The 14432-nt window shown below is 54.9% G+C and carries 11 protein-coding genes; 3 read left to right on the top strand and 8 right to left on the bottom strand.

Going from position 1 to position 14432, the window contains the following annotated elements:
* Positions 1 to 51: 51 nt before the first annotated feature.
* From CFELI_RS03510 to CFELI_RS03485, 6 genes are all read right to left on the bottom strand, one after another.
* Positions 52 to 903: a serine hydrolase family protein gene (locus tag CFELI_RS03510; RefSeq protein WP_277103954.1), complete on the bottom strand. Its 852-nt coding sequence runs from the start codon at positions 901 to 903 to the stop codon at positions 52 to 54.
* Between the two features lie 101 nt (positions 904 to 1004).
* A complete protein-coding gene (locus tag CFELI_RS03505; RefSeq protein ID WP_277103955.1) occupies positions 1005 to 2015 on the bottom strand; it encodes a hypothetical protein in 1011 nt (336 codons plus the stop codon).
* Between the two features lie 273 nt (positions 2016 to 2288).
* On the bottom strand, positions 2289 to 3935 hold the full coding sequence (locus CFELI_RS03500; protein WP_277103956.1) for a monocarboxylic acid transporter: 1647 nt from the start codon (positions 3933 to 3935) through the stop codon (positions 2289 to 2291).
* 12 nt (positions 3936 to 3947) lie between these two features.
* Positions 3948 to 4286, bottom strand: coding sequence for a DUF485 domain-containing protein (locus tag CFELI_RS03495; protein WP_277103957.1), 339 nt, complete (start codon positions 4284 to 4286; stop codon positions 3948 to 3950).
* Between the two features lie 713 nt (positions 4287 to 4999).
* Positions 5000 to 5809: an enoyl-CoA hydratase gene (locus CFELI_RS03490; protein ID WP_277103958.1), complete on the bottom strand. Its 810-nt coding sequence runs from the start codon at positions 5807 to 5809 to the stop codon at positions 5000 to 5002.
* Positions 5810 to 5986: 177 nt separating this feature from the next.
* Complete coding sequence (locus tag CFELI_RS03485; RefSeq protein ID WP_277103959.1) at positions 5987 to 6847, bottom strand: aldo/keto reductase; 861 nt, start codon at positions 6845 to 6847, stop codon at positions 5987 to 5989.
* A 93-nt stretch (positions 6848 to 6940) separates the two neighbouring features.
* Here CFELI_RS03485 and CFELI_RS03480 point away from each other — a divergent pair, with 93 nt between their 5' ends.
* Positions 6941 to 8455 (top strand): carboxyl transferase domain-containing protein, encoded by a 1515-nt coding sequence (locus tag CFELI_RS03480; protein WP_277103960.1) that lies wholly within the window; start codon positions 6941 to 6943, stop codon positions 8453 to 8455.
* 160 nt (positions 8456 to 8615) lie between these two features.
* Here CFELI_RS03480 and fkpA read toward each other — a convergent pair whose 3' ends face one another.
* Entirely contained in the window at positions 8616 to 8975 is a 360-nt protein-coding gene (gene fkpA, locus CFELI_RS03475) for an FKBP-type peptidyl-prolyl cis-trans isomerase FkpA (RefSeq protein ID WP_277103961.1), read from the bottom strand.
* 175 nt (positions 8976 to 9150) lie between these two features.
* Positions 9151 to 10443 carry a citrate synthase gene (locus CFELI_RS03470; RefSeq protein ID WP_277103962.1) on the bottom strand — a complete coding sequence of 431 codons (1293 nt, stop codon included), beginning with the start codon at positions 10441 to 10443 and terminating at the stop codon, positions 9151 to 9153.
* 1440 nt (positions 10444 to 11883) lie between these two features.
* On the opposite strand from CFELI_RS03470, the gene serC reads away from it, so the two are divergent.
* Both serC and sepH read left to right on the top strand, forming a co-directional pair.
* Positions 11884 to 13017: a phosphoserine transaminase gene (serC, locus tag CFELI_RS03465; RefSeq protein WP_277103963.1), complete on the top strand. Its 1134-nt coding sequence runs from the start codon at positions 11884 to 11886 to the stop codon at positions 13015 to 13017.
* Positions 13018 to 13200: 183 nt separating this feature from the next.
* Entirely contained in the window at positions 13201 to 14418 is a 1218-nt protein-coding gene (gene sepH, locus CFELI_RS03460) for a septation protein SepH (protein ID WP_277103964.1), read from the top strand.
* Positions 14419 to 14432 lie beyond the last annotated feature (14 nt).

Below are 14432 nucleotides of genomic sequence, written 5' to 3'. Positions count from 1 at the left end.
GAAAAAAGGGCGTAAGACATGGCAGGCAACAGTCGTTGCCTGCTATTTTTTTTAAGAATGATAACCCGCCAGTGCCGCATGCGTTAAGGCGGTGAGTCGCGCAGCATCACCGGGTGAATAGGCCACCACCACAAAGTCAGCACCAAACGATGCGGAACTGTGATTCTGATGATTATCCGACCATCCCCACTTAGTGCCCTGGACTCGAGGTAGAGTTGCGGTGCCATAATTTTGGGGCTTGCCGTCGCTGGCAATAGGCGCTGATGTACGCAACGCATTCAGCACTGGCCCATTCGGGTTTTCCCGCATCAGCGATGCCAAGAAAAAGGCCATGTCATAAGTCGACGTAGTGGAAAAACCCCAATGCGGTGCGGCGTGGGTATTCCGCAAACCATACGTCCGTGTCGCCCACGCAATCGAATCAGGGTAGCGGGCATACAATTCTGAGGCCGCAGCATCATCAGAACGCTGCAGCATCATCGTCGCTTTCTGAAAATCCGCCGCATGCCCATGCGCGAACACGTAATGCGCAATCATCATCTTGACCAAGCTTAAACCTGGAATGCGGGCATGCTCGCCCGGTGAACCTACATGCATGGCGGATGCGAGATTGACGTACGTAAGCTCAAAACCCGGGCTGGACATACGCGGAGGTGCTGCAGGTGTGTAAAAGCCTGCGAAATTGACACCCCCTGGCGCAGCAGGCTGGTGGCGGGCTCGTGCACCGGGGAAGGAGTGATCAACCGCCCCATCGACCATAGAGCGCACATGGGCAGCCGTGGCAGGATCTGCATGCCGTTCAGCGAAACCGACAATCTGGTCGCGAACATTCCACACCTGGTCTTCTAGGTGGGCATTCCCGCTGGACTGCGCTAAAGCTGGCGCTGGCGAAAGTACAGCCACACAACACACACTTGCAATAACACGTCGATACATGGACAACGTCATCCTCACTATATTCTCCCTCCCCACTGCTTTCGTGCCATCGTAGCTGCTTTGGTGCATTACTTCTTGAAAACAGCTGATGTCGTCATTTCTGATGGCTCTGAAGCCGACGAAGCACCGGCTGATGCTGATGGAGTTGTTTTTATCGTGGGCTTTGTTTTTTCGCTTGTGTTCAGCGGCGTCGCGGATGGTGATGGTGATGGGGCGGAAGTTGACGCTGCGGCTGCTGGACGCTGGCCAAGCAGCTGATAGCGCACGAGTTTGGTTAATGCATCGGAATCACCATAATTACTTGCCACAGCAACAAAATCGGTGCCGAAAGTCGCCGTCGAATGCAGATCTTTATCGTTCGACCACGCGAACTTTGTGCCAATCGCGCCGGGCAAAATCGACGTACCAAAATTCTGCAAAGTCCCGTCCGCCGCGCGATCATCCGAGTTGGCCATCGCCACCAGAATTGGGGCGATTGGATTTTCTTTGATCACTTGAGCTAAGAAATACGCAACATCATATGTCGTGGTCAGGCTATATCCCCATCGCCAATCAGCCACGGTGGATTGAAGATTATATTTTTCAATGACCCAGCTAATTGAATCGGGATATTCTGCATAAAGCTCCTCAGCGATAGTGTCATCAGAATCGGCAACCATTTTCATCGCTTTATACTGATCATCCGTTTCGCCTGAAGTAAAAACATAATGGGCAATATAGAGTTTGACCAAGCTTAATGCCGCACGGCTTGATCGCTCATTTGCCGTACCAATTCGGCGTCCAGTGCTCAAATCCACATAGGTGATCTGGTAACCTAGGCTGTCTTCAAGCGACGTGTCTGGGGTTGGGGCGTCAAAGCCGCGCAAGGAAATCTGGCGCGCGGAGTCTTTGCTGTCCTCCGCGTGCGTTACCCACGATGCTGCAGGTTCTTCGGCGGGGTGCGAGGCACACCCACTGGCCAACCCCAGCGTGCACACGCTGGAAACAAGAGCTAGACGACGCCACCAACCACGTTGCCTCCACCCCCACTGTGAGCGTGGGCGGAGGGTACTCAGCCTGAGGCTGAAACCAAAAGACATGAATCAAATAATAGACACCCAAATACAACTTAAGCAAACATACAATTTCCCATGTGAGGGCATTTTTTACCCCCATATATCCGCCCACAACACACCCGCGTTGAGAACGGGAAATACCCCTCCAGCAGAAGTACTACCAGAGGGGCATGTCGCCAGTTTCTTTAGTTATTGACCCCCAAGCGCCCGTAGCTAGATCAGCCGGAGCACTGGGGGCCAATTCTTTAGTCACTCGGATGGATGCATCACGGTGAAGCGTGAAAGTGCACTCACTGTTTAGTGATCAACAGCTGCTTCAACACCAACACCAGTCAGGGAGCGAACTTCCATCTCTGCCTGGAGATCATCCAAGTTGTCAGGCGTACCCAGCATGGTGCCGATGTAACCAGCCAAGAAGGCCAGCGGGATGGAAACCAGACCAGGGGACGACAGTGGGAACCACGCGAAGTCGATGTTCTCACCGAGCATGGAGGTCTTCGCGCCAGACACAGCTGGGGAGAAGATGATCAGGATCAGTGCGGCACTCAAACCGGTGTACATGGAAGCCACAGCACCAGCGGTGTTGAACTTCTTCCAGTACAGCGACAGCAGGATGGTTGGCAGGTTAGCGGAGGCTGCGATTGCGAAGGCCAAAGATACCAGGAAGGCGACGTTTTGACCCATGGCGAGAATACCCAGCACAATCGAGAGCACACCGATGACGATCACGGTAATGCGGGAGACGCGAACCTGCTCCTCTTCGGAGGCCTGGCCGTTGCGCAGCACTGCGTTGTAGATATCGTGAGCAACCGAAGCCGAAGCGGTAATTGCCAGGCCGGCAACCACGGCAAGAACGGTCGCGAATGCCACTGCAGAAATAGCAGCCATGAAGATCGGGCCTGCCAGTGCCAGTGCCAGCAGTGGTGCGGCAGCGTTTGCGCCACCAGGTGCAGCCAAAATCTTGTCCGGACCAACCAGAGCGGCAGCGCCGTAGCCCAAGACGAGGGTCATCAGGTAGAACGCGCCGATGAGGATAATCGCCCAGGTCACGGAGCGACGAGCTTCGGTAGCGGTAGGCACGGTATAGAAGCGCATCAACACGTGTGGCAGACCAGCGGTACCCAAAACCAGGGAGATACCCAGGGAGACGAAGTCGAGCTTAGAAATTTCGGTCTTGCCATAGCGCAAACCTGGCTCCAGAATCTGAGTTGCCTCGTAGCCCTTCTCCACAATTGTCTGAGAAGCGCCATGGGTTTGAACAGCCATATCGAACAGGGAGGTCAAACCACCCTTGACAGCGATGAACACCAGCACGGTCATGATACCGACGCCACCAACCAGCAGCACGGCTTTAATCATCTGCACATAGGTGGTGCCCTTCATACCGCCGATGAGCACGTACAGGATCATCACAATACCCACGACAGCAACCACGATGGCCTGCTTGCTAAATTCATGAATGTCCAGCAGCACCGACACCAGGGAGCCTGCGCCAGCCATCTGAGCAATCAGGTAGAACAGGGACACAAACAAGGTGCCGAAAGCCGCAGCCACACGCACTGGCTTCTGGCGCAGGCGGAAGGAAAGAACATCCGCCATGGTAAAGCGGCCGACGTTACGCAGTGGCTCAGCAACCAGAAGCAGAGCAACCAGCCACGCAACGAAGAAGCCAACAGAGTACAAGAAGCCGTCGTAGCCGTTGAGAGCAATAGCGCCAACGATACCGAGGAAGGATGCTGCAGAAAGGTAGTCACCTGCGATAGCAAGGCCGTTTTGCTTACCGGAGAAGGAAGCACCGCCGGTGTAGAAGTCGGATGCGTCCTTGGTGGACTTACCTGCGCGCATAACCACTGCCATGGTGCCCACGATGAACACCAAGAAGACGGCCATGTTGAGGATCGGGTTGCCGGAGCTAGACTCCTGTGCAAGATACGTAATATTCATGTCGATTCCGCCTTAGCCTTCCATCTGCTCGCGAATCGCAGCTGCCTGCGGTTCGATGTTCTTGTTTGCGTAGTTGATGTAGATCCAGGTGATCAGGAAGGTGGTTACGAACTGTGCGAAACCAAAGAGAACACCAACGTTCACGGAGCCAAAAACGCTTTGCCCCATGAAACCGGGGAAGTAGATGGCGGTGATGACATAGACGATGTACCACACGAAGAACGCTACTGACATCGGGAAGGTAAAGCTGCGATAGGTGGAGCGCAGCTTGGCAAATTGCGGGCTGGACTGCATATCGCGAAACTCTTGTGCAGTAGGCTGGCGCCGCTGCGGTGCTGATTGAGCACTCATGAAAAACTCGCTTTCTCATCAAAAGCCCCAAGCCAACGCATGTGTTGTTGTACCTCACACTGCTTGTCGTTGCATAACAACGGCCTCACGCTTCTCATGTGTAGCGCTTAATGCCATTGATCACGTCCGCCGGGGCGGGACAACTGTGGTGACTTGTGGGTCTTGGTGGAACTGTGGTTCACCCACTCCCCGCCACATGGATACTTTTCTCGAACGGAGAAACGGACGGAGGGCGAAAGAACCCTTAAAAGAAACTGGCGACCCAGTGGCACCGAGACCATAATCCGGCCACTTCTGCGAAGTTAGCAAAATCCTTTCACAGATGTGCCGACAGTCACACCTACTGCGTCACACAGAAGAAGTTACCCAACTCACATTGCAATAGTGAAGCCCTTGGCGATCTCAGTGCACCAAACCCTCAACAACTACCCCCAACATTGCGTTTAAACTCGGACTTTAACCCAAAATGGAGCACCCCCGCCACTTACCTCAAATCACCTTTGCTAATTTTGCTAACCCAAAGTTTGCAAACTTTTTAGCACTCATGCTCCCACTTTTCACCGCATCAACTCCCCGCACCACCGCCGAAGCTTTGCGACTCTTCGCAACAAAAATCCCAAAAAATCCAAGAATAAACCCATGAAAAACTCCCAACCCGATTTAGTGAAAAATCAGGTTGGGAGCACAAATAGTGTGCGTGCCCGCACACACTCCTATCTGCCCTGGAACTTCGGCTTACGCTTTTCTTGCCGCGCCAGCCGCGCCTCAGCAGCATCCTCGCTTGCCCAACACTGTTCATACAACTCTTGTTCCGCAGCACTCAGCTCATAGGTATGGTCGCACCCATTAAGCACCAACTTCACATGGCGCATCGCCAGCGGTGCCAGCGAGGAAACCTCGTGCGCAAACGCTAAGGCCGTATCGGCGTCGCAAAGCTGAGTAGCAAAGCCCACAGTCACAGCCTGCTGCGCGCCCACCCGCTGATGTGCGATAAGCATATTACGAGCAACCGCGCCACCGAGCAGATCCCTCGCACGATTGAGCGTCCAAGCATCAAGGGCAAAACCCAGCGCCGCAGCCGGAACCGCAAACCAGCCTTTCTCCCCCACTAAGCGCAGATCGCACGCCAGCGATAACTGCGTACCCGCACCCACGGCGGGGCCTTGCACATCCGCAATCACCGGCACCGGTGTGGCAACCAGCGCAGCAAGCATCTCATGCAACGCCGCATGAAATCCCCCACCGTACACACCGCCTTGAGCCTGCTCATCGCTTGACGACGTCGGACCTAAATCCGCACCCGCACAAAACGCACTCCCCTCGCCCCGAATCAGCACAGCACGCACAGAATCATCTAATTCCCGCACACACTCTGTGATGCGTCGACACAACTGCGCATTCAAAGCATTACGCTTATCAGGGCGATTAAGCGAAAGAATCAGCACCTGCTTATCACGTGTTACCAGCAAATCCTGATCAGTCGACGTCAAAGTCACAGTTGAACCCATTATTTCTCCAGTCATCACATTGTCGCATCAGCATTAACGCCCTCTGTTAATAAAAATTGCACACAGCGCTAAAGTGCAGCACGCAGATGCACGCGGCATGGACAACACCGCACTTTGCACTTTCGCGCTGCACAATGCACTCAAACACGCACCCACTGTGCCCGGTGCTCAGGCAGCTGGGTGCGGTGGCCTTTAATCGTCGCCTGGATACAGGTCAGGATCAGCGAACAGTCGGCCGCCGCCTGGTGCATCATCCAGAGCAGTCAGCGCCTGCATCTGAGAATCGTCAAGCTCGAAATCAAAAATCTGCATATTCTCCGCCTGGCGTGCAGGTGAAGCCGACTTCGGAACCGACGACGCCTGCAACTGGTAAATCCACCGCAACGTCACCTGGGATGGTGTCTTGCCCAGCTGTTGTGCAATCGAGCACACCAGTGCATGATCCAACGCACCGCCTTGTGCCAGCGGCGACCACGCCTCCGTCACAATCTTGTGCGTGGCATGAAACTCCCGCAACGGGGCTTGACTAAAACCGGGGTGGAGCTCCACCTGATTGAGCACAGGGGCGATACCGGTGGCAGCAATGATCGCGCTGAGCTGTTCAGCGTTGAAATTCGCGACCGCAATCGACTGCAGCTGCCCCAGTCCCTGCAGCTTCGCCAGCCCCTCAAAGGTTTCAACAAAAGCCCCCTTCTTGGGCCATGGCCAGTGCACCATATAGCAGTCGAGGTAGTCCATGCCCACTCGACTCAATGAATCCTGAAAGGATTTCTGCGCCAACTGCTCCCCATGGTGGTCGTGCCACAGCTTAGAAGTAATGAATAGCTCATCGCGCGTGACATCCCCTGCAGCAATAGCATCGGCGATCGCACGCCCTACTTCTTCTTCATTGCCGTAGATTACCGCCGTATCAAAGTGGCGGTAGCCAAGTTCAATGGCGCTTCGAACAGCTGTGATCGCTTCTTCCCCTTGAAGTTTCCACGTGCCTAAACCCATGGCGGGCATTTCCGTGCCATCGTTGAGGGTGATGGAAGGGATTAGTGTTTCAGTCATACACACCAGTTGTACCCGCTTTCACCAACCTAGGGCAGTCAAAACTGAAAAAACGCCCACATCGGGGGAGTCTTTCAGGCTAGTGTTAGCCCCATGACTCGCATTTCAGCCCACGAACTTATCCACGATGTCCTCGACCCCGGCACGTTCATCAGTTGGGATAGCCCACCACAATATGGCCCGATTTCCGATGATTATCGGGCTTCGTTGGCACGGGCACAAGAAAAATCTGGGGTGGACGAAGCAGTGGTCACAGGCGAGGGCTACGTGTGTGGCACTCGGGTTGCGTGCGTGGTCAGCGAATTCGACTTCCTCGGTGGTTCCATTGGGGCGGCCACCGCGCGCCGGATTGTCACGGCGATTCACAAGGCAACCGAGCTTAGACTTCCACTGTTAATCTCCCCCTCGTCGGGTGGAACTCGCATGCAGGAGGGAACGCCTGCCTTCGCACTGATGGTCTCAATTACTACTGCGGTGTACCGCCACAAAGATGCCCACCTGCCTTTTTTGGTGTATCTGCGCAACCCCACCACAGGTGGTGTGATGGCTTCGTGGGGTTCGGCAGGTCACTTCACCTTCGCGGAACCTGATTCCCTGCTGGGTTTCTTAGGGCCGCGGGTAGTCGAGCTGACAACGGGAACGCCGATCCCTCACGGGGTGCAAAGTGGTGAAAATCTCGCCCGCCACGGGGTGATTGATGGGGTTATTTCCCCTCAACAGTTACGCACCGCAGTGGGCAAGATCGCACAGGTGCTACTGAGCCCGCCTGCGACTTCTAAGCCAGTTGTTGCCCACATCGAGAATAACCAGCATGCGAAGTCGGCCTGGGAGTCTATTCAGGCAACTCGCGATCCGCAGCGCCCGGGGTTGCGGGACTTATTTCAGGTGATCGGTGCGGATCAGATCATTGAGCTTTCTGGCACCGGCGATGGTCGTACCTCCCCTGCTATCCGGGTGGTGTTGGCGCGGATCGGGGGTCGTCCGGTTGTGGTGATTGGGCAGGATCGTCACGCGCAGCCACCGCTTGGTCAACATCCGCTGGGGACTGCGGCGTTGCGTTTTGCCCGGCGCGGTATTGCTCTTGCCCAGAGCTTGAATATTCCGTTGATTTCTGTGATTGATACCCCCGGCGCGGAGTTGTCGCAGGCTGCTGAGGAAGAGGGGATGGCCGGTTCGATTGCGCGTACGTTGGGTGAATTGGTTGATGTGGATGTTCCCACGGTGTCTGTGATTTTAGGTCAAGGCTGTGGGGGTGGTGCGTTGGCGATGTTGCCTGCCGATAAGGTGTTGGCGACGAGTAATGGGTGGTTGTCGCCGTTGCCGCCGGAGGGTGCGTCGGCGATTATTTATCGGGATACGGTGCATGCGCCGGCGATGATGGAGGAGCAGAAGGTCAGCGCCCAGGCGTTGTGTGAGGCGGGGATTATTGATGGGATTATCCCCGAGGTTCAGGATGCTGCGCATCAACCGCAGGTGTTTGCTGCTGCGGTGTTGGATCATGTAGCTCATGCGTTGTGGGAGTTGGAGACGAATCCGCAGCGGGTGGGTCGAGCGCAGCGTTTTGCCCATTACGAGAAGCTTGTCGACGCCTTCACCAGCGTCACCTAGCTGTTGCGGGTTGAGTGTGGGCTGGGGTGGAAAAAGTAAAATCCACACCTGATCTCAATCCAATCCTTGTTCCTAGCTTTCACTTCGGTGAAAGGTGCGGTCAAGGAGTTTGAGATCTGGTGTGGATGTGTGTACCGATTGTGTTGTCGGCGGGGGTGTTTTAGCGCGCGTTGAGCAGGTCAATCACGAACACGAGGGTGCGGCCGGACAGTGGGTGTCCCCCACCGGCTGGGCCGTAGGCTGCCTCTGGGGGGATGACCAGTTGGCGGCGGCCGCCAACCTTCATGCCAGGAATGCCTTCCTGCCAACCAGCGATGAGACCAGCGAGGGGGAATTCGATGGACTGTCCACGATCCCAGGAAGAGTCGAATTCTTGGCCGGTTTCAAAGTCGACGCCCACGTAGTGAACCTCAACCATGCCACCTGGCTGTGCTTCGACGCCTTCGCCGACGACGAGGTCGGTGATGACTAGATCTTCCGGCGCGACACCGGCTGGGATCTCAATTACTGGCTTCTCCATAAAGGAAAACACTCCTTAAATACTCAAGGGGGACTGTATGCACCTTACCTGCGGTTATGCAGGGGTGCATGGCGTGTAGGGCAATAAAAATAAGGCCTGCTACACATACTTCCCATCTATTGTAGTGGGTTTGTGCGTAACAGACCTTATTGTGCAGCTCACATGAGGCTAAAACTTATGGGCGCTCGGAGCGTGGAACGACCTTGCGCTGGGTTTCACCGGTGTAGATCTGGCGTGGGCGGTTGATCTTGGTGGTGGTTGCCAACTGCTCGCGGTACTGTGCGATCCAGCCAGGGAGGCGGCCGATAGCGAACAGGACGGTGAAGAAGTCGGTTGGGAAGCCCATGGCGCGGTAGATCAGGCCGGTGTAGAAGTCTACGTTCGGGTAGAGCTTGCGCTGGATGAAGTAGTCGTCGGAAAGTGCGATCTCTTCCAGCTTCATGGCCAGATCCAGCAGGTGGTCGCCACCGAGGTGCTCAAGGATCTCGTGTGCGGTGTCCTTGACGATGGCTGCGCGTGGGTCGTAGTTCTTGTACACGCGGTGGCCGAAGCCCATCAGGCGGACGCCCTTTTCCTTGTTCTTCACGCGGTTCATGAAGTCGGTTGCGTCGCCACCGTTAGCGTCGATCTCTTCCAGCATTTCCAGAACAGCCTGGTTAGCGCCACCGTGCAGTGGGCCGGACAGTGCGTTGATGCCGCCGGCGATTGCGACGAACATGTTGGCCTGTGCGGAGCCGATCATGCGCACGGTGGAGGTGGAGCAGTTCTGCTCGTGGTCAGCGTGCAGGATGAGCAGCTTGTCCAGTGCCTTTGCAACAACTGGGTCAACCTCGTATGGCTCGGTTGGGTAACCGAACATCATGCGCAGGAAGTTCTCACGTGCGTTCAGGGAGTTGTCCGGGTACATGTACGGTGCACCCTTGGACGCGCGGTATGCATAAGCGGCCAGCATTGGGACCTTGGCCAGCAGGCGGACGGTTGCTTTGTCCAGCTGGGATTCATCCAGTGGGTCGAGCTGGTCCTGGTAGTAGGTGGAGAGAATGTTGACGGAAGAAGCCAGCACGCTCATGGGGTGTGCGTTGCGTGGGAAGATGGAGAACTGTGCCTTGAAGTCCTCGTCCAGCAGGGTGTGGTGGCGGATTTCGTTGTTGAACTTCTCCAGCTCTTCCTGGTTAGGCAGCTTGCCCTTGATCAGCAGGTAAGAGACCTCGTTGAAGGTTGCGTTTTCTGCCAGGTCAGCAATGTCGTAGCCGCGGTGACGCAGAATGCCTTGATCGCCATCGATGTAGGTAATCTTCGACTCGGTCGAACCGGTGGAAACATAGCCTGGGTCGAAGGTGACCAAGCCAGTTTGTGCCAGCATGTTGCCGAGAACTACGCCGTCATTACCTTCAGCAGCCTTGATGATGTCCATCTCGAACTCGCCGCCTGGGTAATGAAGTACTGCCTTGTTGTTGTCAGTAGCCACAGCTTCCCTTTCCTCTTTTATTACGTGTATGTTGATCCTCCTTCTCTGTACAAAGCTGGAGGTATCGTGTTTGTCGTTTGAAGGCTTCAATAAAAGCCTCTGTGCACTCATCGGCTTCTTTATGAAAAGAATGCTTTGAGCAGCTTTGACGAAAGTCTTACGCCTTCGCTGAGAGCAGCTTCCCACAGACTACAAGCTAAGACTGTAGTTCGCAGAATGTGTCAGCAGGAATTGTCCCATGAAAAGGTCTTAAGCTTTGGTGATCTATCTCTTAGGAGATTCCACCGGAACGCTTCATCAAAGACTCAGTATTGAATTGTTGAGTTCAACGGGGGTCACCCACACCCTGTGAATTCTTTCATCGCACTGGGGTTGTGAGCAGCCTATTTTTAGTCCTCGACCAGTGTTCACCCCAGTGCAATTTTCTAGAGTGTGTGTAGTCGATAGCGCTGCCCTTGTAACCCGCGTGGGGCACTGCACAGTGTACCAAATCTTGTGATTACCACTACAGCGAATACGTGTGACCAAGAAATTTGCTGGTCACCAACCGAAAAGCCACCCCCACTTTCCCCCCTTCGCTTCGCAATCTTCGCAAATGTGCCCTCACCGAAGTGGAAGTTGCTTTACATACCTGCACCCGCCTATGAGCCGTGAATGCAGCTGGCGAGTTGTGCTCGTTTCTTTCAGAGATCCCCACGGTGATCAGCATTATGCGCATCCCCCGCTCACACACAGTCGCGCATTGTGCGCTCTGCTCATTCTCACCTTGAGCTTCCGTGCTGTATTCTTCACGGCATTCGCAAAGAAGCTGCACTTACCGATTAAAACATGCACGTAGCACAACAGATTCCCCTTACCTCATACGCTCATGCACTCTTCGCACTGCGTTGTGCAGTCGCCACTTCAAGCGCCATCGGGGCGCCTCGCTGATTTCCCTTCAGATGTATTATTCGCAAGCAGCGTGGTGCAGCAGGCAGGACGCGGGGAGAGAAGAAATAAAATACGCCTGTTCATTTATAACAACACAGCAGGTGAGCACCTGACCTTCCCCCTCGCAAACGCTCGCACCTTTAGCTGTTTAAGCAAGTGTCTTTAGTTCTAGACTGAGCTTCTCGTAGGTGTATTTGTGGGGTGGGGGTAGTGGGGGATAAAAGAGTGATGAAACACAGCAACGCACACTTTATTAAAAATGGCGGTACTATTAACTCACCCTTCATGCACATGGGCGCGGTCGTGCACATTGTGCTGTGAAACAGCCACCAACGTGAGTTATGGCATCCTCGCTGTGAGGTGCTGATGTTTTTGTTGGTGTTACTGCTCACCAATTTTTGCGTCTTCTTTAGCGTTCATGCTCAGCGTGATGGGATTTTCCCTCCTGATCGTGATCGTGCAACGCACCTTATGTGTGTTTCCACGGTTGCTTGAGAAGAAAGCGTGACTATGAGCGATTCTTTCCCTACTTTGCCGACTCATGTGATTCCTAAGGACCCTCGTTTCGGATGTGGCCCTTCCAAAGTCCGTGATTCACAAATCCAAGCAGTGGTAAACGGGGCGCAGAACGTAATCGGAACCTCTCACCGCCAGCCAGCAGTCAAGAATGTCGTCGGATCAATCCGTGCAGGGCTTGCTGAACTTTTCCAGCTGCCTGAAGGCTACGAAATCATCCTCAGCCTCGGTGGTGCTACTGCGTTTTGGGATGCAGCAACTTTCTGCTTGATCGAGAAGAAGTCCGGTCACCTTTCCTTTGGCGAGTTTTCTTCCAAATTTGCAAAGGCTTCCGCTGATGCCCCATGGCTTGACGAGCCCACCATTATCAAGACTGAGCCAGGCACCGCACCCGCACCAGTTGCTATGGACGGCTGCGACGTTATCGCTTGGGCTCACAATGAAACCTCCACTGGCGCTATGGTGCCTGTGGTTCGCCCCGAGGGCAGCGAAGAAAGCCTCATTGTTATCGACGCAACCTCCGGCGCAGGTGGCCTGCCGGTAGATATGTCTCAGGCTGATGTTTACTATTTCTCCCCACAGAAGTGCTTTGCTTCCGACGGCGGCCTGTGGTTTGCTGCCATGAGCCCTGCAGCTATGGAACGTATTCAGAAGATTTGTTCCTCCGACCGTTTCATCCCAGCGTTCCTCAACCTGCAGACCGCTGTTGATAACTCCTTAAAGAACCAGACCTACAACACCCCAGCGGTATCGACCCTGCTCATGCTGGATGACCAGGTGAAGTGGATGAATGCCAACGGTGGCCTTGAGGGCATGGTTGCACGTACCACTGCGAGCTCCACCACCTTGTACTCTTGGGCAGAAAACCGCCCAGAGGCAACTGCGTATGTTGCGGATCCACAGCAGCGTTCGTTGGTTGTGGGCACCATCGATTTTGATGAAAGCATCGATGCAGCAAAGCTGGCGAAGATCCTGCGCGCCAATGGCATTGTAGATGTTGAGCCTTACCGCAAGCTCGGCCGCAACCAGCTGCGTATCGGCATGTTCCCAGCTATCGACCCAGAAGATGTGAAGCTTCTGACCGAAGCTATTGATTTCATCCTTGATGGTGGTTACGCGAAGGCCTAAAACCTTCACCTTGTGCTGTTTAGACAGCAACGCCCGCTTACGTGTGTAAAGTAAGCGGGCGTTTCGTGTGTGTACAACCCCCACTTACGTGGGAATTTACGATATTGTTGAAGAAATTATTGCAGGTTTTGCACGCATCGGTCGTATTCTTCCCCCCGGCAACTTCGATAGGAGCTCACACTCATGAAGGAACTCTTCTTGGTCGAGGCCGAGTCCACCCCTACCTCGCTTGTGTTCGTCGATCCCGAATCCGAACAGCAGTATTTTCTGGTGGTCACCGACACTTTGCGGGACGCATTTGCCCAGCATTCAGCAAATACTGCAGCGCAGGCGCACGCCCTTGATTCAAGCAGTGATGTTTCTTCCGTTGCCCCGCGTGATAATTCCGCACTTGGCGATCTTCACGGTCCTTCTCTCGTGGTGTCCGTACCAGAGAACGCTGATGAGCAGGTACACGCGACAAATGACGGTGGTGTAGACACTCCTGTTCAGCAGGCACCGAAGCCAGAAGCTTCTGCCTCTTCGGAGGTAGCGTCGCAAAGCGCGGAGGAATCTTCTGGTGAATCTCCTGTTTCCTACTCCCCTAGCCCAGATGCGTCCACTGCATCCACTGAGTCGGTTGCGTCGGCTGATTCAGCTTCCGCAACGTCGTCGGTAGCGTCTGCACCAACTCCTGCAGAATCTCACGCTGATAAACGGGAGATTGATCCTCGCCTGTCGGCACCGCTGAAGATGCGCCCGCGTGAGATTCAGGAGCGTATTCGCGCTGGTGCCACGGTTGCCGAGTTGGCCGAGTTAAATAATGTGACAGAAGCGCGCATTGAGCCGTACGCGCATCCTGTGTTGCTGGAGCGCACACGCATGGCGGAGATGGCCAAGCGTGCGTTCCCCGTGCGTGATGATGGACCTGCGAAATTATCGTTGTGGGAGATTCTTGCCACCGCCTTCGCGGCGCGTGGTCTTGATCTTCTCACCTCTGAGTGGGATGCGTACCGTGATGCGGCGAATCAGTGGGTCATTCAGGTGAAATGGGACGCTGGGGTCACTCAGAATGTTGCTGAGTGGAGTTATTTGAAGCATTCCGCGTCGAATGCGACCGCCGTTGCTCGTAATTCTTTGGCTGCTGATTTGATTGATCCGGATTTCATTAAACCTGTGCGCAGTCTCACCGCCGTGCACTCCCCTTCCCCAGCGCCGTCGATCGAAGATACCCAAGATATTCCTGTCATCGATGAGCAAGCGGATGTTGCGGAAGCGACGGGGGAAGATTTTCAGCAGCGTAGTCGCCCGGAACACGATGCTCAGCAAAGGGCGAATAGGCGGCGTCGTAAAGCTGTCACCCCGCATTGGGAGGACGTGCTGTTGGGTGTGCGCACGAACACGAAGCGCCCGCGTAAATAGTTTCCCCCCTGCGC

The organism is Corynebacterium felinum (assembly GCF_030408755.1).
In the GTDB taxonomy this organism is placed as follows: Bacteria; Actinomycetota; Actinomycetes; order Mycobacteriales; family Mycobacteriaceae; genus Corynebacterium; species Corynebacterium felinum.
This window is presented reverse-complemented; position numbering and strand designations above follow the sequence as displayed.